The 21633-nt window shown below is 66.3% G+C and carries 19 protein-coding genes and 1 riboswitch; of the genes, 8 read left to right on the plus strand and 11 right to left on the minus strand.

What is annotated here, in order from left to right; genetic code table 11:
- The first annotated feature begins 18 nt into the window (after positions 1-18).
- The gene (dmpI, locus tag ACFVUS_RS23320; RefSeq protein ID WP_364649677.1) at positions 19-285 is read left to right on the plus strand and encodes a 4-oxalocrotonate tautomerase DmpI; all 267 of its coding nucleotides are present in this window, start codon (positions 19-21) and stop codon (positions 283-285) included.
- On the opposite strand, the gene ACFVUS_RS23325 is transcribed toward dmpI, so the two are convergent.
- From ACFVUS_RS23325 to ACFVUS_RS23340, 4 genes are all read right to left on the minus strand, one after another.
- The gene (locus tag ACFVUS_RS23325) at positions 286-675 is read right to left on the minus strand and encodes a hypothetical protein (protein WP_387769754.1); all 390 of its coding nucleotides are present in this window, start codon (positions 673-675) and stop codon (positions 286-288) included. It lies immediately after the preceding gene.
- Between the two features lie 12 nt (positions 676-687).
- Positions 688-2409: a hypothetical protein gene (locus ACFVUS_RS23330; protein WP_387769757.1), complete on the minus strand. Its 1722-nt coding sequence runs from the start codon at positions 2407-2409 to the stop codon at positions 688-690.
- A gap of 183 nt (positions 2410-2592) precedes the next feature.
- Positions 2593-4260, minus strand: coding sequence for a phosphomethylpyrimidine synthase ThiC (gene thiC / locus ACFVUS_RS23335; protein ID WP_387769760.1), 1668 nt, complete (start codon positions 4258-4260; stop codon positions 2593-2595).
- A riboswitch (TPP riboswitch) is annotated at positions 4252-4378 on the minus strand. It overlaps the preceding gene by 9 nt.
- Before the next feature lie 76 nt (positions 4379-4454).
- The gene (locus ACFVUS_RS23340) at positions 4455-5852 is read right to left on the minus strand and encodes a lipase family protein (RefSeq protein WP_387769763.1); all 1398 of its coding nucleotides are present in this window, start codon (positions 5850-5852) and stop codon (positions 4455-4457) included.
- A 95-nt stretch (positions 5853-5947) separates the two neighbouring features.
- On the opposite strand from ACFVUS_RS23340, the gene ACFVUS_RS23345 reads away from it, so the two are divergent.
- Complete coding sequence (locus tag ACFVUS_RS23345; RefSeq protein WP_387769766.1) at positions 5948-6646, plus strand: TetR/AcrR family transcriptional regulator; 699 nt, start codon at positions 5948-5950, stop codon at positions 6644-6646.
- On the opposite strand, the gene ACFVUS_RS23350 is transcribed toward ACFVUS_RS23345, so the two are convergent.
- The 4 genes from ACFVUS_RS23350 to ACFVUS_RS23365 all read right to left on the minus strand — a co-directional run bounded on the left by ACFVUS_RS23350 (position 6613) and on the right by ACFVUS_RS23365 (position 12119).
- Positions 6613-8889, minus strand: coding sequence for an MMPL family transporter (locus ACFVUS_RS23350; protein ID WP_387769769.1), 2277 nt, complete (start codon positions 8887-8889; stop codon positions 6613-6615). The two genes, ACFVUS_RS23345 and ACFVUS_RS23350, sit on opposite strands and share 34 nt — an antisense overlap.
- Positions 8890-9011: 122 nt before the next feature.
- Complete coding sequence (fahA, locus tag ACFVUS_RS23355; protein WP_387769772.1) at positions 9012-10184, minus strand: fumarylacetoacetase; 1173 nt, start codon at positions 10182-10184, stop codon at positions 9012-9014.
- Between the two features lie 28 nt (positions 10185-10212).
- Positions 10213-11418 carry a homogentisate 1,2-dioxygenase gene (locus ACFVUS_RS23360; RefSeq protein WP_387769775.1) on the minus strand — a complete coding sequence of 402 codons (1206 nt, stop codon included), beginning with the start codon at positions 11416-11418 and terminating at the stop codon, positions 10213-10215.
- Between the two features lie 74 nt (positions 11419-11492).
- Positions 11493-12119 carry a TetR/AcrR family transcriptional regulator gene (locus ACFVUS_RS23365; RefSeq protein ID WP_387769778.1) on the minus strand — a complete coding sequence of 209 codons (627 nt, stop codon included), beginning with the start codon at positions 12117-12119 and terminating at the stop codon, positions 11493-11495.
- Between the two features lie 192 nt (positions 12120-12311).
- Between ACFVUS_RS23365 and ACFVUS_RS23370 the strand changes: the two genes are divergently transcribed.
- The 4 genes from ACFVUS_RS23370 to ACFVUS_RS23385 all read left to right on the plus strand — a co-directional run bounded on the left by ACFVUS_RS23370 (position 12312) and on the right by ACFVUS_RS23385 (position 17958).
- Complete coding sequence (locus ACFVUS_RS23370; protein ID WP_387769781.1) at positions 12312-14228, plus strand: acyl-CoA dehydrogenase family protein; 1917 nt, start codon at positions 12312-12314, stop codon at positions 14226-14228.
- 20 nt (positions 14229-14248) lie between these two features.
- Positions 14249-15199: an oxygenase MpaB family protein gene (locus ACFVUS_RS23375; RefSeq protein WP_387769784.1), complete on the plus strand. Its 951-nt coding sequence runs from the start codon at positions 14249-14251 to the stop codon at positions 15197-15199.
- Positions 15200-15384: 185 nt separating this feature from the next.
- The gene (locus ACFVUS_RS23380; RefSeq protein WP_387769787.1) at positions 15385-17211 is read left to right on the plus strand and encodes an acyl-CoA dehydrogenase; all 1827 of its coding nucleotides are present in this window, start codon (positions 15385-15387) and stop codon (positions 17209-17211) included.
- A 108-nt stretch (positions 17212-17319) separates the two neighbouring features.
- Positions 17320-17958, plus strand: coding sequence for a hypothetical protein (locus ACFVUS_RS23385; protein WP_387769790.1), 639 nt, complete (start codon positions 17320-17322; stop codon positions 17956-17958).
- 10 nt (positions 17959-17968) lie between these two features.
- Here the strand turns inward: ACFVUS_RS23385 and ACFVUS_RS23390 are convergent, their stop codons facing one another.
- The 3 genes from ACFVUS_RS23390 to ACFVUS_RS23400 are packed head-to-tail and all read right to left on the minus strand — an operon-like array spanning position 17969 to position 20354.
- Entirely contained in the window at positions 17969-18784 is an 816-nt protein-coding gene (locus ACFVUS_RS23390) for an exodeoxyribonuclease III (protein WP_387769793.1), read from the minus strand.
- A gap of 21 nt (positions 18785-18805) precedes the next feature.
- Positions 18806-19774: a GNAT family N-acetyltransferase gene (locus ACFVUS_RS23395; RefSeq protein WP_387769796.1), complete on the minus strand. Its 969-nt coding sequence runs from the start codon at positions 19772-19774 to the stop codon at positions 18806-18808.
- Positions 19764-20354, minus strand: a complete 591-nt coding sequence (locus ACFVUS_RS23400) for a peptide deformylase (protein WP_364649630.1) — start codon at positions 20352-20354, stop codon at positions 19764-19766. Before ACFVUS_RS23400 ends, ACFVUS_RS23395 begins: the two co-directional genes overlap by 11 nt.
- Positions 20355-20537: 183 nt before the next feature.
- Between ACFVUS_RS23400 and ACFVUS_RS23405 the strand changes: the two genes are divergently transcribed.
- Together ACFVUS_RS23405 and ACFVUS_RS23410 are read left to right on the plus strand one after the other, a co-directional pair.
- Complete coding sequence (locus ACFVUS_RS23405; protein ID WP_387769800.1) at positions 20538-20891, plus strand: DUF3263 domain-containing protein; 354 nt, start codon at positions 20538-20540, stop codon at positions 20889-20891.
- A 37-nt stretch (positions 20892-20928) separates the two neighbouring features.
- Positions 20929-21510, plus strand: coding sequence for a LytR C-terminal domain-containing protein (locus tag ACFVUS_RS23410; RefSeq protein ID WP_387769803.1), 582 nt, complete (start codon positions 20929-20931; stop codon positions 21508-21510).
- Positions 21511-21633: the final 123 nt, after the last annotated feature.

Raw genomic sequence — 21633 nt, forward strand, 5'->3', positions numbered from 1 at the left:
CCGGGCGCGCGCACTGCGGTGAACTGTTCTCAGGCCGCCGGAAGATCCGGAAAACCGGAGGCGGCCAATCGAATTCACCACCGCGTATCGAGGAGAACAGTCATGCCCATCGTCACCATTCAGCAGGGTCCCCGCACCGTCGAACTCAAGCGCGACCTGGTGCGCCGCGTCACCGACGCCTTCGTCGACGCCCTGCAGATTCCGGCCGAGGCCGTCCAGGTGTGGATTCAGGAGGTGCCCACCGACAGCTGGGCCATCGGGGGCACCCTCACCGCCGACAAATAGTCAGCTGGTGAGTTCCTGCACCTGACCGAACAGCGTCACGATGCGCGAAATGCCTTCGACGCTGCGCAGTGCGGGTGGGATGCGCCGTGCCAGGCGTTCCCATTTGCTCGCGGCCCGAGCCACATTCGGCTCGGGCCGGTCGAGCTCCTCGATGAGGTCGGCCACCTCGTCGGGATGTGCGTCCGGCCCCGCGGTGGCGGGCAGTTGGGCGCGCAATCGGTCGAGTTCGGACCGCAATTGCGCCAGCACCGTGACCAGCTGCTCGGAATCCATCCCGGTATGCACGGTCACCGGCCCCTGAATGGCGCTGGTGTGGCCGGATCCGCCGACCGGGGAACCGATGAAGGTTCCGCCCGATACATTCGTTCCGCCCGCGAGATTGTCCGGCATGAGGTGCTCCTTCTAGGTGTGCGCGGGCGCGGGCGCGCCGACGACGGCATTGCCGACCCCCGCGGTGTGGTTCTGTCCGCCCACCGCACTGCCGACGAACGTGCCGCCGCTGACATGGGTCGAATTGTTGATCTGCACCACGGCGGATTCGAATCCCGCTGTGGCAATGCCTTTTTCGCCGAGGAAGCGCTGTACCGCGTCGAAGATGCGGCTCTGCATGATGCGGTGATATCGCTCCACATCGGCGGCTTCGAAGAAATGCGTGTATTCGGTTCCGGCCCCGGCCTCGCGCACATTGCGATCGGTGCCGAACGCGAACGACGCCTCACCGGGCGTGCGCCAATTCCCGCGCCCCATACCGGTCATATCCCGAAACCAGCGCCACAGCATGGCGATTCGCCCCGGTGCGCTGAGCGGTAGCAGTGCGAACTCGCACAGCGCCTGCCACAGTTCGGGCAGCAGCAGCGGGCGAATGGTGTCCACCGCGCGATGCGCCGGATCGATCGGCGGCAGCGCGTAGGTCTGCCATTCCAGATAGAGGGTGCGCTGCTGATATCCGACGTGCAGGAATCCGGAGACGCCCAATTGCCGTTCCCAGCCCTCGACCCGGAAGCACCGGTAGTAGCGCAGCCACTCCGGTGAACTGTCCGCCAGTGTCGCCCAATCCGTCAGGCTCAGTTGCGGATTCGTATGTTCGAGCAGTTGCCGCCGCAGTGGTTCGGCGGCCGGATAGTGCAGCAGGAAATCCGAGGACAGCACCGCCCAGTGCGCGATGTGCAGATCCTGGAAACGCCAGCCCGGCGTCAGCATCGGCGTCTGCCGCAGCGCCATCAGATCGGCGGTGACGTAGTCCTGCAGTGCGATCGGCGCGAAGACGGGCACCTCGGGTGCACTGCCATTGCCGCCGGACCGGTCCGCCGGGTACAGCTCCAGGGTGATGGACCAGGACCATTTGGGCAGGTGAATCCCGCTGCCCACGAACGGATCGTAGCCGCGATACACCACCAGCTCGGCCGGGCCGAACGATCCGGCGCGGGCATCGGCCTCGCCGTAGCGTCGCAGCCGATCGGTGAACGGCCCGCAGGCGCGCTGCACTGCCGGACGCGGGGTCGCGTCGGGATCGAATACGCCGAACCGGAAGTGATTGTCCAGCACCAGGCGGCGCAGCAGCGCCTGGGTGAGCAGGACGCCGAACAGCATGACCTGCACCACGATCACCGCCCCGAACACGGCGTCATCGGTGGCGATGCCGACACCGTCCGAGGACAGTCCGGTATCCGCGCCGCCGCTCGCGAGCAGGGTGGGGCCGAGCATGGCGATCCCCACCAGCAGGAAGGCGATGCCCCACAGCAGATAGGTCAGCCACCAGTGCACCCAGCGGGGGACCCGTCCGCGATCGTCGCCGAGCATTTTCCAGGCGAGCAGGGTCACCGCGGCCGATGCGAGTTTCCAGGCCAGCGCCGAGGCCAGCCAGAGCGCCGCCACCGGCGGGGACAGGATCGCGAGCAGGATGAGCAGCAGCAGGAGTACGGCGTTGGTGATGACGCGCCGCACCCGCGCGGTGAGCGCCTCCCGCAGCACCAATTCCGAGCGCAGCCCGGTGGTCGGCGGTATCGCGCGCAGCGGTTCGCTGATGTGCTCGTCGATGAGGTCGTCGGCGAGCCGGTCATCGAGGTGTACCGCCGAGGCGAGATAGCGCGTGGCCTCGTCGGTGGCGGTCGCGGCCGGGGTCATAACCGGCCTGCCGCGGTGTTATGTCCGTTTACCGAGAAATGCGAAAAGCGTTCGCCCACAACCAGTCCCCCTACCGTGGTGCGTTTGCACAATGACGGTAGCAAGGTCATTCGCGAGCTGCGCTGTTTCCGGAAAACCGGTGCGGGCGGCGGTCGCCGCCCGCACCATTTCGAACGATCGGAATCAGGAAACGACGGGCAGATACACCTGATTGCCGGTCGTCGCGAATTCCGCCGACTTCTCCGCCATCCCCGCCTCGATGGCGGCGACATCGGTGAGCCCCTGCTTCTCCGCGTATTCGCGCACATCCGCGGAAATGCGCATGGAGCAGAACTTCGGACCGCACATGGAACAGAAGTGCGCGGTCTTGGCGGGCTCCGCGGGCAGCGTCTCATCGTGATATTCGCGCGCGGTATCCGGATCCAGCGACAGCGCGAACTGATCGTGCCAGCGGAATTCGAAGCGCGCCTTGGACAGCGCGTCATCGCGTTCCTGTGCGCGCGGATGCTGCTTGGACAGATCGGCGGCGTGCGCGGCGATCTTGTAGGTGATGACGCCGACCTTCACGTCATCGCGATTGGGCAGACCCAGGTGTTCCTTCGGCGTGACGTAGCACAGCATCGCGGTCCCCGCCTGCGCGATGATGGCGGCGCCGATGGCCGAGGTGATGTGGTCGTACGCGGGCGCGATATCGGTGGCCAGCGGTCCGAGGGTGTAGAACGGAGCCTCCTCGCACAGCTCCTCCTCCAGCCGCACGTTCTCCACGATCTTGTGCATCGGCACGTGGCCGGGGCCTTCGATCATCACCTGCACGCCATAGGATTTCGCGATGGTGGTGAGTTCGCCGAGGGTGCGCAATTCGGCGAACTGGGCCTCGTCATTGGCGTCCGCGATGGACCCCGGGCGCAGGCCGTCGCCGAGCGAGAAGGTGATGTCGTACTTCGCGAGAATTTCGCAGAGTTCGCGGAAGTTGGTGTACAGGAACGATTCCCGATGATGCGCCAGGCACCACGCGGCCATGATGGACCCGCCGCGCGAGACGATGCCGGTGACCCGCTTGGCGGTGAGCGGCACATAGCGCAGCAGCACGCCCGCGTGCACGGTCATGTAATCCACGCCCTGCTCGGCCTGCTCGATAATGGTGTCGCGGTACAGCTCCCAGGTCAGTTTGGTGGGATCGCCGTTCACCTTCTCCAGCGCCTGATACAGCGGTACGGTGCCGACCGGAACCGGCGAATTCCGCAGAATCCATTCGCGGGTCTCGTGAATGTTCTTACCGGTGGACAGATCCATGATGGTGTCCGCGCCCCAGCGGGTCGCCCACACCATCTTCTCCACCTCGTCGGCGATGGAGGAGCTCACCGCCGAATTGCCGATATTGGCATTGATCTTCACCGCGAACTTCTTGCCGATGATCATCGGCTCGGCCTCGGGGTGATTGTGATTGGCCGGAATCACCGCGCGGCCCGCGGCGACCTCGGCCAGCACCAGCTCCACGTCGACGCCTTCGCGGGCGGCGATGAAGCGCATTTCCGGGGTGATGATCCCCGCCCGCGCCCACGCCAGCTGGGTGCGCGGTCCGGGCACATCGGGCTTGGTCCAGGAGTCACGCAGCTTGGGTAGCCCCGCCTCCAGATCGATGACCGCGGCGTCGTCGGTGTACGGCCCGGAGGTGTCGTACACGTCGAACTTCTCGCCATTGGTGAGGTTGATGCGCCGCACCGGAATCCGCAGTGTGGTGCCGTCGGCCTCCACCTGTTCGTAGTGCTTGACGCTGCCCTGGATGGGGCCGGTTGTCACGGTGTCGACCGGAGCGGATCCGCCCGTGGACACGACAGAACTCGATGACATGTGAATCCTCCCTACGCCGGCATTACCCGGTCAGGTTCATACGGTCGACGGCCCTGCTCCGCCCGATAGGGCTAGCCGTCCTCTCAGCCCGCTGGTGCGAGCCCCCGTTGGCAAAATGGTTGATTACCGTCGCCGACCTTACCGGGTAGCCGAATCCCGCGAGGCGTGGATTCACACAGTCCTGGACCGCCCGATCAGCGTTCCTGTGGTCCGATCGGCCAACCGAGCGCCCCGAAAGTGGCGTTCAGGCTGATCTCGGTCTGGGTGGCGAGAGCGTCCAGGTTCGCGAGCATGGTGACCACGTTCTCGGTGCGGCAGCCCACCGGATCGGGTGCGCCGGGGACGAACCGGGACTTGATCCAGTTGAAGGCGTCGGCCATGCCGAGGGTGGTCAGGGTGAGGTGCTCGCTGAGGTGATCGCGCTTGTAGTAGACCGAGGTGCCGCCGTCGCACCAGCGCTGCACCATGCGGTCATTGGTGTACCAGGGCACGGCCTCGTCGTAGACGCCCTGATAGACCATGGTCGGCGCGGTGGGCGGATTGTCGCCCAGCACTGTCGAATCGAAGACCTCCTTCACCTCCGGCAGCGCCAGGAAATCGGCGATGGGAATGGTCAGCAGGCGCTGGTAGTCGGTGAACATCAGATTCAGCACATTGCGCACCAGGCACTGGTTGGCGGTGCGATCCATCACCGCCTTGCCTTCCGGTGTCAGATAGCGCTCGGTGGCGTCGGCGAACTTGGGATACGCGTTGCGCAGTGAGGCGATACCTACGCCGATCAAGCTCGCGAACATCGAACCATTAACGTGCAGCAGCGATTCCACGTCGGAGACGGGCGCGCCCATGGCGATGCCCTTGATATTCAACTCGGGCGCGTAGCTCGGCTGCATCTCCGCCGCCCAGCCGCTGCCCATGCCGCCGCCGGAGTAACCCCACAGTGCGACAGGGGTATTCGCGCCATCCAGGCCGAGTGGTTCGAACGCCTCGGCGGCGCGAACGCTGTCCAGGATCATGTACCCCGGTTCCTTGGCGACCGCGAGATGGCCGTAAAGCCCTTCGTAGTCGGGGATATTGATCGCATAGCCCTGGCTGATGGATGCCGCGAGCTCGAGGTACTCGGCGGTGGAGTGAATGCCTTCCAGCGCGGGCAGCCCGCCGCCCTGCTGCAGGATGTACGACGGCGCGCAATTCGGCGAGGTGCTGTCGTAGAAGAACTGATGCGATACCAGTGGTCGACCGTGAGAAGTGTTGGCCCCCTCCGGAATTGCCACCGTGGTCGCCGCGACGGCCGGTTGCCCGAACAGATCGGTGGTGCGATACAGCAGCTGCCAGGCTCGAATGTGCACCGGCAGTACGGTGAGCACCGCCAACTGCACCGGGCGCGAGCGCAGAATGCTGCCCGGATCGGCCGCCTCGAATCCGTCCGGCGCGCTGTAGAACGGATCCACATTCACCGGTTGTGGTTGCGCCGCAGCGGGTCCGGCCGCGACGCTCCCCAGCAGTACCGCGACCGATGCCGTCATTGCCGTCGCGAGCGCGGCGGCGGTCCAGCGCCGCCACCCCCTCGTTCGGCGATCCCCATTGATAGCCACGTCCATTCCCTTTCATCGACGTGACGACGATTACAACACGATGCCGAGTTACCAACAAGATGCCTTTCTGAAACACTGACGGCTATCGTGTGGGCATGATCCGCAGCAAACCAGCCGCGGCGCCGGACCGAACCCCCGCGCGACGCCGGATCCGCGGCCTCGACGCGGACGAGCGCAGCGCCCAGCGCCGCCGCCAACTGCTCGCCGCCGCCACCGAACTCTTTGCCCGGCAAAGCTATTCGGGGACATCGATCGAACAGATCTGCCAGGCGGCATACGTCGGCACCAAAGGCTTCTACGACCACTTCGAGAGTAAGGAAGCCTGCTATACCGCCCTGCTGACCCAGATCACCGAACAGATCCAGCAACGTGTCGCGTCGGCGGCCGCGGAAACCGCCGGACGGGACTGGAGTGAGCGCATGCGCGCCCTGGTGGCGGCCTTCGTGCACGCCATCGCCGACGATCCCCGCCTGGCCAAGGTGACCTTCGGCGAGGCGGGCGGCATCTCACCCGCCGTCGAAGCCCAGCGCCGCAGCAACCGGCGCTGGGGTGCGGCATTCCTGAATCAGCAATGGCCGCAGGGGGATTCGCTCACCGAGCGGCAGGGGCTGGCGCTCTGCCTGGCCACCATCGGCGGCATGTTCGAACTCGTGGCGGACTGGCTGCACCACCATGACGACGGCGGTGATCAGGATTCGGTGGAAACCCTCACCGAGGATCTGACCAGATTCATCACCGTCGTGCACACCGGCCGGACGATTCAGTCGACCAGTACCGGGGTCGAAACAGCCTGAGCGGCAGGGGGTTCCGCCGGTTCCTCCTCCAGTCCGATCCGCCGGTGCAGCGCGGCGAGCGGTTTCGGAGCCCACCAGTTGCCGGTGCTCATCAGACGCATGAGCGCCGGGGCGAGCAGGCCGCGAATGACGGTGGCATCGGCGATGACCGCGAGTGCGAGGCCGATGCCGAACAACTTCATGGCGGTCACCTCGGAGGTGGCGACCGCGAGCAGCACTACGGCCATCAAACCCGCCGCGGCGGTGAAGATCTTGCCGGTGCGGGCGACGCCGAGTGCGACCGAGCGGGTATTGGCCGCGGTACTGCGATCCGAGGCGAGCCACTCTTCGCGAATGCGGGAGAGCAGGAAGACCTCGTAGTCCATGGACATGCCGAAGGCCAGGCAGAACATCAGGATCGGCATGAACAGGTCGAGGCTGCCGGTGGGGGTGAAGCCGAGTACACCGGCGAGGTGACCGTTCTGGAAGATCCAGATCATCGCGCCGAAGGTCGCCGTCAGCGAGAGCACGTTCAGGAGCAGTGCCTTCACGGGGAGCACCACGCTGCCGGTGAACAGGAACAGCAGGATCAACGTGATCACGGCGATCAGGCTCGCCGCCAACGGGATTCGGGAGATGACCGAATCCATGGTGTCCTCGTTCAGCGCCGCCGCGCCGCCGAAGAGCACCGGACCGGGAGCCGGTACCGCGCGCAGGGCGCGGAGCTGGGCTTTGCCCGGTTCGGTGAAGGGCGCTTCCTTGGTGCCGACCGACAGGTACGCGCCGTCCGGTCCGGCCATCTGCGCGACGCCCGCCGCCACCTTGTGCACGCCGGTGTCGCCATTGGCGTAGACGCCGTCGCTGGAGAGCACCGCGGGCACACCCGGCACGGCCGCCAATTCCATGGCGTACTTGCGGATTTCGGTGGTGTCGCCGTGGAATCCCGGCAGTACCACCACCGCGCTGGAGGCCATATTCGCACTGAAATCCTCGCGCACGGCATCGCCGACCTGGCGGCTGGAGGCGAAGGTGCCGATCATCCGATCGTCCGGGGTGCCGAAATGCGCTGACAGGAAAGGGGTTCCGAGCAGCAGCAGAATGGCGGTGGTGGCGACGGCGACCGGCAGCGGCCGCTTCATCACCCCGGACACCAGCCGGTACCAGCCGCTGTCCTCCGGCCGCACCGCGGTCTTCTCGCCGCGACCGAGCAGGCGCCGCAGGGGTTTGCGCAGATCCCAGGCATTGACGCGATCGCCCAGCAGGATCAGCGCCGCGGGCAACAGCAGCACCGCCGCGCCGACGGCGGCCGCCACCACCGCGACACCGGCGTAGGCGAACGATTTGAAGAACGGCTGCGGGAACACCGCCAGCGCCGCCAGGGCGAGGGCCACGGTCAGCCCGGAGAACACCACGGTCCGCCCGGCCGTCTGCACCGCGCGCTGGATGGCGGCCCGGGTATCAAGGCCATTGCCGAGCTCTTCGCGGTACCGGCTCACGATGAACAGGCTGTAATCGATGGCCAGCGCCAATCCCAGTGCGCTGGTCATATTGAGCGCGAAGATCGATACGTCCATGAACAGCGTCATGAGCCGCAGAATGCCGAGCGTCGCCGCAATGGCGAAGAAGCCCACCAGCAGCGGCAGTGACGCCGCGATGACACTGCCGAACACCAGCACCAGCAGGATGCCCGAGACCGGCACCGCGATGGCCTCGGCCAGAATCAGATCCCGCTCGACCTGATGATTGATATCGGCGAAGGTGCCCGCCATACCGCCGACCCGCACCTGTACGCCGTCGCGATCACCGTCCAGCCGTGCGCTCAGCGCCACCGCCCGGTTCTGCACCTCGTTATCGGTGCCGAGCACGGTCGCCATGATGAGACCGCGTTTACCGTCGGTGCTGCGCAGCGCGGTCGCCAGATCCGGGCGCGCGGTGAGGTTCGTCCAATAGGACTGCACGCCGGTCACATTCGAGTCCCGGCCGAGTACATCGGCGATGCTCTGCGCTTCGCGCCGCGACTCCGGGCTGTTGACGCCGCCGTCGGAGGTCACCATGACGATCAGATTCGGATTGCCGCCCGGGAAGTGATCGTCGATGAAGTCATTGGCCCGCACCGATTCCAGCTCGGGCGTGAGGTAGCCGCCGCCGACCATATGCGATTTGGCGGTGGCGCCGAAGCCACCGCACACGATCATCAGCAACAGGGCGGCCACCAGGACGGCGCGGGGCCGGGACATGGCGAACCGGGCGAGACTGGTCAACATTGACGCACATCCTCCGAGGTCTGGACCTCGGAACGGTAGCGTTCCAGATCTTGCCGAAGCGATGGACAGTGACCATGGTCATGGCCATGTCCATCAGCTATTGATCGGCAAAACGACCGGCCTCAGCCCGCGATGCGACCCCGCACCTCACCCAGGCTCAAACGGCCACCCTCGGCCGCGGGCGCGGTGGCCGTGATGACCACCTCGTCCCCGTTCTCCAGGAAAGTGCGCTGCACACCGTCCAATTCGATGGGCTCGGTGCCACCCCAGCTCATCTCCATGAACGAACCGCGCTCATCGCGTTCGGGTCCGGAGATGGTGCCGGAGGCGAACAGATCCCCGGTGCGGGTGGACGCGCCATTGGCCGTCATATGCGCGAGCATCTGCGCGGGCGACCAGTACATCCGGCGGAACGGCGGTGTCGAGACGAGTTGCCCGTTCCATCGCACCTCGAGATCGATATCCAAACCCCACGGCGCCTGCTCCAGCAGATAGGGGAGTGGCTCAGGATCCTGTTCGGGCACCGCGATCCGCGCCTGTTCCAGGGCCTCCAACGGTGTCACCCAGGCCGACAGGGTGGTTGCGAAGGACTTGCCGAGGAACGGCCCGAGCGGCTGTGCCTCCCACGCCTGGATATCGCGCGCCGACCAGTCGTTCACCAGCGCGACCCCGAAGACATGGTCGGCGAAGTCCTCGGTGCGGATCGGCGCACCCTGCGGTGAGCCCGCGCCGACCAGGAAACCCAGCTCGGCTTCGATGTCCAGGCGGCGGCTCGGCCCGAAATCCGGTGTGCCGGAATCGGTCCGGAGCTGCCCTTCGGGCCGGTGGATCTCGGTGCCGGACACCACCACAGTGCCCGCGCGACCGTGGTATCCGACCGGTAGATGCCGCCAATTCGGCAGCAGCGCTTCACCATCGGGCCGGAAGATGCGGCCCATGGCGGTGGCGTGATCGATGCTGGCGTAGAAGTCCACGTAGTCGCCGATGCGCACGGGCAGATCCAACTGCACCGCCGATACCGAATGCACTGCGGTATTGGGCAATTCGGCCTCGGCGGCGGCCCGCACCAGTTCCCGCACCTCGCGCCAGCACTGCGGCCCCTGCGTCATGAAGGCGTTCAGGCTGGGTTGGGCGAACATCGGATCATCCAGCGCCACCGCCAGATCGATGAGGCTGTCACCCAAACGCGCACCCACCCGGGGCTCCTCGCCCAGCGGACGGAATACGCAGTAGGGCAGATGTGTCAGGCCGAATCCGGAGCCCTCGGGGATATCGATCCGCACCCGGCTATTCATATCCACCTCTCGTATCGGTCAAGTCGCCTCAAATCCATTCCGACGGTCCGCGTCCGGACCAGGTCCAGGCATATCCGGTGTCCTCGCAGGCCAGCGCGGCCGTACCGAGTCGCAGCGGATGGAAGGTGTCGACCATGACGGCCAATTCGTCGAAGAACTCCAGGCCGATACTGCGCTCGTACGCACCGGGCTGCGGACCGTGCGCGTACCCGCCCGGATGCACCGACACCGAACCCTGTCCGATCCCGGATCCCTTGCGCGCCTCGTAATTTCCGCCGCAATAGAACATGATCTCGTCGGAGTCCACATTGGAGTGGTAGTACGGCACCGGAATCGACAGCGGGTGATAGTCGACCTTGCGCGGTACGAAATTGCAGATCACGAAATTGCTGCCCTCGAACGCCTGATGCGCGGGCGGCGGCTGATGCACGCGCCCGGTGATCGGTTCGAAATCGGCGATATCGAAGACGAATGGATACAGGCAGCCGTCCCAGCCCACCACATCGAACGGGTGCGATGCGTAAATCATGCGGGTGCCGACGATTTCACCGGCGGGCCGATGTTTGACCAGCACTTCGACATCGCTGCCGGTGGCCTCGAAGGGTTCGTCCGGACCGTGCAGATCGCGCTCGCAATAGGGCGCGTGCTCCAGCAGCTGCCCGTACTTGGACAGGTAGCGTTTGGGCGGGGTGATATGCCGGGTGCCCTCGATAACGTAGGCGCGCAACGGTTCCGGACCGTCGGGTAGCCAGCGATGCGTGGTGGCGCGGGGTAGCAGCACCTGATGTCCCTGATGCACCCGCAAGGTCCCGAACACCGTCTCGACCACACCGCCGCCGGATTCGATATAGACCAGCTCATCGCCGATGGCATTGCGGTACAGCGGGGATTCACGCAGCGCCGCCACGTACGAGATGCGCACGTCGGCATTGCCGAGGATCAGCCGCCGCCCGTCCACCATATCCGTTTCGGCGGGCTTGCCCGCGGGGAACAGCTCATGCAGCTTCAAATGCCGGTGTCGCAGAGGATGATTCGGATGCAGCGTCTGATCCGGCAGCGCCCAGACGCTGGAATCCACTATGGCGGGCGGCAATCCGCGGTGATAGAGCAGTGAGGAGTCGCCGGAGAAGCCCTCCTCGCCCATCAGCTCCTCGTAGTAGAGCTTGCCTTCGGTGTTCCGGTGCTGGGTGTGCCGCTTGGGCGGCACCGACCCGACCTGTCGATAGAACGTCATCGCCGAGCCTCCCGCTGACTGATGGTCCCCTGCCCATCGTAGCCACCGAATTGCCGGTGCGGCTGGAGAATTGCTCAGGCGTTGCGGAGTGCTCGATACACCGCCGCGCCCACGAATTCGCCCAGCGTGTCCGGGGTCCAGTCGCCCGGGTCGGTGAGCATGGTGCGCACCGCGCCCTCCCCGGCGGAGACCCATAATTCGACCAGTGCGGCGAGTTTGCGCTCGGCATCGACGGTGCCCCAGGCGCGCAGCGTCGGACGTAGCCTGCGGGTGCAGCGCTCCACCGCCAATTCGCGTGCCCGCCCGAACGAACTGGCCACGGCCGGATCGGGATTGCCGTACAGCAGCCGCCAGCCGTCCGGGCGCGCGCTGGTGGTGTGCAGCAGGGCGCGGAAGCCCTCCACGAAAACGGCTTCATCGGCTTCGACGCGGCGGCGCGGCAGCGCGTCCATGACACCCGCCAGCATCAGATCCTCCTCGCGGCGCAGCAGCGCCTCGATGAGTTCCACCCGATCGGCGAAGCAGGCGTAGACCACCGGCCGGGTGACCTTCATGCGGTCGGCGACCGCGGCGATGGTGACCGCCGCGACGCCGTCGTCGGCGGCGATCTGGAGCGCGGTGTCGAGCACCTGCGGACGGCGGCGTTCGGGCCCCAGATGCCGCGCGCGCTGGCGGGGTCGTACAGCCGATTCGGTGCCCATGAGCACCGACCATAGCAGCGTGCACGGGCAGGTGAACGGCTGGTCGCGGGGCATCCGCGGGTGGTGGCCCGGTATGTGAACTTCCCGCGCCGGGGCGATTGCGAGATCATTTCCTACAGGTGTGAATAATAATGCTACATTCACGAAGGAAAGCCGTGGTTCGCCCGCGCCCGCCGCTCCGAGGAAGACGAGATGACCGAGACCCTGTTCAACCCGAAGACCCACGAGTTCGCGGAGTTCGACGCGGAGACCCGTCGGCTGCTGCGCGCCACCGTCAACTGGTTCGAGAGCCACGGCAAGGTCCGGCTGCTCGCCGACAGCCGCGACCGGATCTGGTACTCCGACTTCCTCGACTTCATCAAGAGCGAACGGGTTTTCGCGACCTTCCTGACCCCGGCCGCCGAGGGCAACGGCGATCCGAACAAGCGCTGGGACACCGCGCGCATCGCCATGATGAGCAAGATCCTCGGCTTCTACGGCATGCAGTACTGGTACGTCTGGCAGGTCACCATCCTCGGCCTCGGGCCGATCTGGCAGAGCGCGAACGCCGAGGCCAAGGCCCGCGCGGCCGCCGCATTGGACTCCGGTGAGATCTTCGCCTTCGGCCTGTCCGAACAGGCGCACGGCGCGGACGTGTACTCCACCGACATGATCCTGGAACCGAAGACCCGCGGCGGCGGCTTCACCGCGTCCGGCGGTAAGTACTACATCGGCAATGGCAATGCGGCGGCGATGGTTTCGGTGTTCGGCCGCCGCGCCGACAAGCCGATCATCGACTCCGCCGACTTCCAGCGGAAGATGACCGACGAGGAATACTCGGGCTACCTCTTCTTCGCCGCGGACTCCCGGCACAAGAACTACAAGCTGCAGAAGAACGTCGTCGACTCCCAGATGTACGTCGCCGCATTCGAACTCGACAAGTACCCGGTCGCCGAGGCGGACATCCTGCACACCGGCCGCGCCGCCTTCGACGCCGCCATGAACACCGTCAACGTCGGCAAGTTCAACCTCGGCTTCGGTGCGGTCGGCGCGTGCGAGCACGCCATGTACGAGGCCGTAACCCACGCCGAGAACCGAATCCTGTTCGGGCACAGGGTCACCGAGTTCCCGCAGGTGAAATCGCTGCTCGCGGACAGCTTCGCGCGGCTGATCGGCATGAAGCTCTACAGCGAGCGCGCCATCGACTACATGCGCTCGGCCAACCCGAACGACCGGCGCTACCTGCTGGTCAGCGCCATCGAGAAGATGTCGGTCACCCGCACCGGACAGAAGATCTACGAGGATCTCGCCGATGTCATCGCCGCGCGCGGCTTCGAGAATGATATGTACTTCCCGATGGCCATGGTCGGCATGTTCGGCCTGCCCCGGCTCGAGGGCACCGTGCACGTGAACATGGCGCTGTCGCTGAAGTTCATGCCCAACTACATGTTCCATCCCTCCGACGCCGCGCTGGCCGCGCTGCGCTACCTGCCCGGCGCGGCCCCCAAGGGCGCGGCCCGCGCCGCCGCGGAGGCGCTGAGCTGGACCAGCCGTCGCATCACCCCGCGCGCCGGCGGCCTGGTGCCCAAGCTGCGCGATGAATTGTCCAGTGCCGCATACGCTCCCGTCCCCACCCGGCGCGACGCGGCCGATGACGAATTCCTGTGGCGGCAGGGACCGAGCTCCGGTCTGGGCCGGATTCGCTTCGCGGACTGGCGTCCGGTCTTCGAGAAGTTCGCGCACATCCCGAATGTCGCGGTCTTCCTGGAGCAGGCCCTCGGTCTCCAGACGCTGCTGGCCGCCGCCACCCCGACTCGTGCGCAGCAGGCGGATGTCGACTTCCTCTTCGGCCTCGGCGAACTTTTCACGATGATCCCGTACGCCCAGCTCATCCTGGAGCAGGCCGATATCGCCGGAGCGGACTCCGAGGTCCTCGATCAGCTCTTCGACATTTTCGTGCGCGACTTCTCCAAGCACGCGGTCGCGCTGAGCGCCAAGCCGTCGGCCACCAAGGCGCAACAGACCCGCGCCCTCGATCTGGTCCGTCGGCCGATCGCGGACGCGACCCGCTTCGAGTCCGTGTTGAAGCAGGTCAGAGCCCTCGCAGGGCAGTATGAGATGAACCCCTGAGCGCTGCAAAGGAGCAGACGATGACGGTGAACGAGCGTCCCCAGTTCGACGCACCCGCCCGCACCATCCGGGAGGTCGACTACGGCTTCTTCGGGCCGGACTCGCCCACCTGGAAGGTGTGGACCGCACCGACCGCGATCATCGGATTCCAGCGGGCGGTCACCCTGGAGCATTTCGATCCGGCGCTCACCGCCGCGGTCGCGGATGTCGGCGGTATCTACAGCGATCCGCGCGGGCGGCTCGACCACACCTTCGCGTACTTCCTGATCGCCGCCGTCGGCGACAGCCGCATGTGCATCGAGGCGTCCGAACACCTCATGCAGGTGCACGCGAAGGCGAACGGCATCGAGCCGATCAGCGGAAAGCGTTACAGCGCAAACAATCCCGACTCGCAGCTGTGGATCCACGTCACCGGCTGGCATTCGGTGCTCAAATGCTACGAGATGTACGGGCCGGGCAAACTGACCCCGGCGGAGGAGCGGCAGTACTGGGCCGACTGCGTCACCGCGGCCGAATTGCAGACCTGCAAGCCCGCCGATGTGCCGACCTCGCGGGATGAAGTGCGCGAGTACTTCGCCATGATGCGGCCCAAGCTGTGCACCTCGGAGCGGGCGCGCGAAGGCATGCACTACCTGCTCTTCACCCCGCGCGCCAAGGGCGTGAAGCTGTGGATCGGCAGCCGCATCGTGGCCCCGGCGGCCATCGCGTCACTGCCCAAGTGGATGCGCGAGACCGGCGGCTTCGATCAGCCGGGCATTCTCGACAAGGCCTACCCGCGCGCCGTCCGGCTGGTGACGGCCATGCTCAAGAGCGACCGCTTCAAAGTCCGTGTCGCCCACGGCGTCCTGGGCCCCATGACCGGCCGCCTGCTCCGCGAGCACATCGCCGCGGGCGTCCCGGCCAACCCGGTCACGGTGACTCCGGAACAGGCACGCGCACTGTACGGCCGTGCCGCGCGGGGCACCGCGTAACCTCTGTACCGAGATCAAAGGGAACCGGCCGGGGACGCTTCGCGACCGGTTCCCGCTGATCAGGTGACCAATTCTCGAAAAAGCAAGACGTGACCGGCGGCACTCATAGCTACGGTGGCGTAGCCGAACGGCCGTACGGCAAACTTCGCTCTGATCCAGAAGACCTAGGCGAGGAGGCCATTCCCGTGTCCCATTACAAGGCGAACCTGCGAGACATCGAGTTCAACTTGTTCGAAGTACTGGGAATCGGGGCGCTGCTCGATACGGGCGCCTACGGTGATCTCGACGGCGAGACCGCCCGCGACATGCTCACCGAGGTGCTGCGGCTCGCGGAGGGCCCGGTCGCCGAATCCTTCGTCGAAGGCGACCGCACCCCGGTCGAATTCGATGCCGCGAACAACACCATCATCGTGCCGGACCTGCTGCGCAAGACCGTCGCCGCGGTCAACGACGCCGGGTACTCCGGTCTCGGCATGTCCGAGGACATGGGCGGCGTGCCCGCGCCCAACGCGCTCATCTGGGGCATCCAGGAAATGATCGTGGCCGCCAACAACTCGGCCAGCTTCTTCAACATGGGCCCGCTCATGCACAAGGTGATCTTCGACGAGGGCACCGAACAGCAGCAGCGCTGGGCCGCGCACGCCTGGGAGAACCGCTGGGGCGGCACCATGGTGCTCACCGAGCCCGACGCCGGCTCCGATGTCGGTATGGGCCGCACCAAGGCCACCCAGCAGGCCGACGGCACCTGGCACATCGACGGCGTGAAGCGCTTCATCTCCGGCGGCGACGTCGGCGACACCGCCGACAACATCTTCCACCTGGTGCTGGCCCGCCCCGAGGGTGCCGGACCCGGCACCAAGGGCCTGTCGCTGTTCATCGTGCCGCGCTTCCACTTCGATCCCGAGACCATGGCGATCGGCGAGAAGAACGGCGCGCTGGTCACCGGCGTCGAGCACAAGATGGGCATCAAGTCCTCGCCCACCTGTGAGATCACCTTCGGCGGCGATATCCCGGCCGTCGGCTACCTGGTCGGCGATAAGCACAATGGCATCGCGCAGATGTTCAAGGTCATCGAGAACGCGCGAATGATGGTGGGCACCAAGGCCACCGGCGCGTTGTCCACCGGCTACCTGAACGCCCTCGAGTACGCCAAGCAGCGCGTCCAGGGTGCGGACCTGACCCAGATGACCGATAAGGCCGCACCGCGCGTCACCATCACCCACCACCCGGACGTGCGCCGCTCGCTGGCCACCCAGAAGGCGTACGCCGAGGGCCTGCGCGCGCTGTACATGTACTGCGCGTCCTACCAGAACGCCGATGTGGCACAGGCGAATTACGGTATCGACGCCGACACCGCCGAGCGGGTCAACGATCTGCTGCTGCCGATCGTGAAGGGCTGCGGCTCCGATCGCGCGTACGAGACGCTCACCGAATCGCTACAGACCCTCGGTGGCTCGGGCTACCTGCAGGACTACCCGATCGAGCAGTACATCCGCGACTGCAAGATCGACTCGCTGTACGAGGGCACCACCGCCATCCAGGCGCAGGACTTCTTCTTCCGCAAGATCATTCGCGATAAGGGTGTGGCGCTGGCGCACGTCGCCGGGCTCATCCAGAAGTTCGTCGAGGGCGGCCCGGACCAGTTCAAGGTCGAGCGCGGCTTCCTCGGCACCGCCCTCACCGATGTGCAGGCCATGGCGGCCGCGCTCACCGGGTACCTGATGGCGGCGCAGCAGAATCCGGAGGAGCTGTACAAGGTCGGCCTCGGTTCGGTCCGATTCCTGTACGCCGTAGGCGATCTCGTCATCGCGTGGCGTTTGCTGGAGCACGCCGCCATCGCGCAGGCGGCGCTGGATGCCGGTGCGGCGGAGAAGGATAAGAACTTCTACACCGGCAAGGTCGCGGTGGCATCGTTCTTCGCCAAGAACAAGCTGCCCCTCATCACGGGCGTGCGCGCCGTCGTCGAGGCCCTGGACAACGACATCATGAAGCTGGACGAAGCGGCTTTCTAATCCTGAATGGCGTGTTGTTGCGGCGGGTTTGACGACTCGCCGACGCAACACGCCATTTCTCTGCCCTACCTGCTGTGATGTGTCGGTATTACCGGGTACAACTACCGCATGGTCTTCCCGGTGTCCTTCGGCTGGATTCAGATCCTGATTGCCGTGCTCGCGATCGGTGCGATCGCCCTGTTGATTACTGCGCTGTTCAAGGCACGCAAGGTGGGCTTCAAAGTCATCGCCGGGCGCGGCGCGGGCGCGATCTCGCTGATTCTCGTTGCGGTGGTGATCCTTTGGATCACCACCCTGTTGCAAACCTTCCTCGGCCTGACCGGTGAGATCAAGGCGGCACACATCGTGACCACGCCCGTCGCCGGGCAGGAGCACCTGATGGACGTCGACCTCACCCTCTACGGGGACAAGGATCACGACGAGCAGCACCTGAAATACCAAGTGGAGGGCGATATGTGGGTGCTCCAGGCCAATATCGTCGAACTCGAACCGTGGGTGAACGCGCTCGGCTTCAACTCCGGCTACAAGGTCACCCGGCTCTACGGCCAGCGCCTGGACGGCATCGCCACCAAGCAGAACCAGATCTTCCTCAATGGCGGCGACGGCGACTTCTTCAAGGATATGAAGGATCAGACCTGGTACACCAAGCCGTTCGTGCGGTCGGCCTACGGCAATGCCGTCATCGCCACCGGCGGCAGCTATGACGTGTTCATCTCCCGGGACGCCATCAAGACGCGCCCGGCCTAGCCGGTTCGGGCTAGTCCGCGATATCGGCGACGACGGGCGCGTGATCGCTCGCGCCCTTACCCTTTCGCTCCTCGCGGTCCACGTTGGCATCGCTCACCCGGGACGACAGCTCGGGTGAGCCGAGGATGAAGTCGATGCGCATGCCCTCCTTGCGGGGGAAGCGCAGCTGCGTGTAATCCCAGTAGGTGTACACGCCCGGACCGGGGTGGTACGGCCGCATGACGTCGGTGAAACCCGCCTCGGTCATGGCCTCGAAGGCGTCACGCTCGGGAGCCGAGGTGTGCGTCTTGCCCTCGAAGAACTCCGGTGACCAGACGTCCGCGTCGGTGGGCGCGATATTCCAGTCCCCGACCAGGGCGATCCGCGCGTCCGGATCCTCGGTGAGCCATTTGGCGCCCGCATTGCGCAGCGCCGCAAGCCATTCCAGCTTGTAGGTGTAGTGCGGGTCTTCCAGCGCCCGGCCATTGGGCACGTACAGGCTCCACACCCGCACGCCGCCGCAGGTCGCGCCGATGGCGCGGGCCTCCACAACCGGTGTGCTGAGCAGGGATTCGCCCGCGTCCTTATCGAAGCCGGGCTGATCCGGGAAACCGATCTCGACATCGTCGAGACCGATGCGCGAGGCGATGGCCACCCCGTTCCACTGGTTGTAGCCCACATGCGCGACCTCGTACCCGGCGGCCTCGAACGCCTCGAACGGGAACTGCTCGTCCTTGCACTTGGTTTCCTGCATGGCCAGCACATCGATATCCGAGCGATCCAGCCAGGCCAGCACCCGATCCTGCCGGGAGCGAATCGAATTCACGTTCCAGGTCGCGAGACGCACAGCAAAGCCTTTCGGGAGATTTCAGGGTGCCGCGTAGCGGTAGCGGTGATGGTCGATGAAACCCAGCTCGCGGTACAGCGCCAGCGCCGGTTCATTTCCGGCCTCCACCTGAACGTACGCGTGCGTCGCCTCGCGCGCCTGACCCCATCTGATCAACTCGGCGCACACCAGTGCGCCCAGGCCGTGCCTGCGATGTTCGGCCGCGACCGTCAGACAGGTCAGGCCCACCCAGCGGCGGCCGTCCGGCGCGGTGGTGACCGCGGCCCGGCCGATGGCCAGCGGCGACGGCAAACCCAGTGTCGCGAAACCCAATTCACCGTCGCGCACGGCGGTGAGCACATCCACGGTCGGCGTCGAGCCGATGGCGTTGTCGCCGCCGCGGTGCCGGTGCATGGACAGCCACGCGCCATCCGGTTCATCCGCGATCCGCACCATGCGCGGACCGGTCGGCAGCACCATGGTCGCGATATCGACCGCCAGCACCTGGGTTTCGCTCCAGGTGCGCCAGCCCGCGGGCACCAGCGCCAGTCGATCCGGCAGCAGCAATTGCAGCGGCAGTCCGTGTGCGGTGTACCACTCGCCGATCTTGTGCACGGTCTCGGTGGAGGTCAGCGCCGGACCGTCCGAACCGCCCAGCGGCACAGCCGAGTTCGCGCGCCCGGTGTAACCGTCCCCGGCGCGCAGCAGCCAGCCGTCGATCCAGGCGCGCCGCACCCCGGGCCAGCCGTCGGCGGCCGCGGCCTCCAGCGCGCGGATCTCGCTGGTCCGAATGGGCCTGGGGCCCAATTCCTTCCACGCCACCACGCGATCCCACGCCACCGACACCACCTGGCCGTCGCCGGTGCGCACGGTGAGGGGATCGGTCGCGACGAGTTCACCGATCACATCTGTGAGCGGTTGTGGATAACCCTCGGGCAGCCGATAGCGCACCACCACCCGGCGTCCGAGTGGTGGCAGCGTGGGATCGGGTGTCGGGGGGTCAGTCGTCATGCCCGAACGGATCCGGGACGGTGCCCGGGATCCAGCTCAAACCCGGTGTGCCCCAGCCGTTCCGCTTGATGGCCTTCTTGGCGGCGCGCGCGTTGCGGCCGATCAGCACGTCCACGTACAGGAAGCCGTCCAGGTGGCCGACCTCGTGCTGGAGCATGCGCGCGAAGAAGTCCTCGCCCTCGATGTCGACCGGTTCGCCGTGTTCGTCGATGCCGGTGACCCGGGCCCAGTCGGCGCGCCCGGTGGGGAACTGCTCGCCCGGAACCGAGAGGCAGCCCTCCTCGTCGTCATCCGGATCGGGCATGGTCTCGGGCAGCGCGGAGGTCTCCAGCACCGGATTGATCACCGCACCGCGGCGGCGCACCATCTTGCCGTCCGGGCCCTCGTCGGGGCAGTCGTAGACGAACAACCGCAGCGGGACGCCGACCTGATTGGCGGCCAAGCCGACACCGTGCGCGGCATCGAGGGTTTCGTACATGTCCGCGATCAACTCGGCCAGTTCCTCGGGTGTCTGCTCGACCTTCTCGGTCGGGTTGTGCAGAACCGGGTCGCCGACGATGACGATCGGGAGAATAGCCATGTAGAACACCCTACCGGGAGGTTGCGGGCCTCCTGAAATGACCTGTGAACACCCCGACACGCCGGGGGTTTGTTCACCAAAACACGCCGAACGGTACGCGCCGGGAAGTCTGCGCCGCGTGGTTGAATGGGCGGCGGACACAAGCACCATATTCGTCTGGTGACCACTCGGCGAGGGAGCACTATGGACAGCGCAGCGGCCCGGAACATTTCCGCAAGCGGGGACGGCCCTTCCGTTGGCGCGGACATCGCGGCCGGTACCACGGCGATGAGCGAGGATGGCGCACACGGCCTCTCGCGCCGCGAACTCGACATCCTCGATTTCGAGCGCAAATGGTGGAAGTACGCCGGCGCCAAGGAAGAAGCCATCCGGGAGCTGTTCGACCTCTCCGCCACCCGCTACTACCAGGTGCTCAACGCCGTCGTCGACAAGCCCGAAGCCCTGGCCGCGGACCCCATGCTGGTGAAGCGTCTGCGCCGGTTGCGCGCCAGTCGTCAGAAGACCAGGGCCGCACGCCGTCTCGGATTCCAGGTGTGAACCGCCCCGAGTCGATGCAGCGATTAGGCTCCACGCCGTGAGCACTCCGAATTCGCCGTCCGGCGGTCCGCCGCTGCGGGCGCTGGCCATGGTGTTGATCGCGCTGGCCATCGTATTCGCCGGAATCGGCGCGATGTCGCTGTCGAGTTCGGACTCCTCCGACGCCTCGGCCTCGACCGGCCCCTCCACGACTGTGCCGAGTACCACACTCGCACCGGCACTTTCATCATCATTGCCGCCGGTGGTGACCACGCCGCCGGTGAGCAGCGCCGCCCCGGCGACCACGCCGCCCGGCACCACCCCGCCCCCGGTGACCACCACCCCGCCGGCGGGCGCGGTCGACAAGACCGTTCCCGTAAGGGTTTTCAACAACAGCATGGTCGCGGGCCTGGCCGCCAAAACCGCCGGTGATCTCGTCGCGAACGGCTGGAACGTCGCCGAGACCGGTAACTACGGCTCCGGGGTCATCCCGAAAACCACTGTGTACTACGGCACTTCGGCCGGGGAGAAGGCCGCCGCGCAGGCCATCGCCGCGCAGCTCGGCGTCTCCGCGGAACCGCGTTTCGGTGGCATCATCGACAGCCCGCCCGGCGTCATCGTCATAGTCACGGGCAACTGACCTGCTGGGTCACGGGCAAATTACCTGCGTGCCGGCGGCAACCGCACGGCGCTCGAACACCCCGCCAGCCCCTGCGGGGGAGTGGGTCACGGCTCTGGCATCATCTTGTCCGAGTAGTAATCA

The sequence above is a fragment of the Nocardia sp. NPDC058058 genome (genome assembly GCF_042885355.1).
GTDB lineage: Bacteria > Actinomycetota > Actinomycetes > Mycobacteriales > Mycobacteriaceae > Nocardia.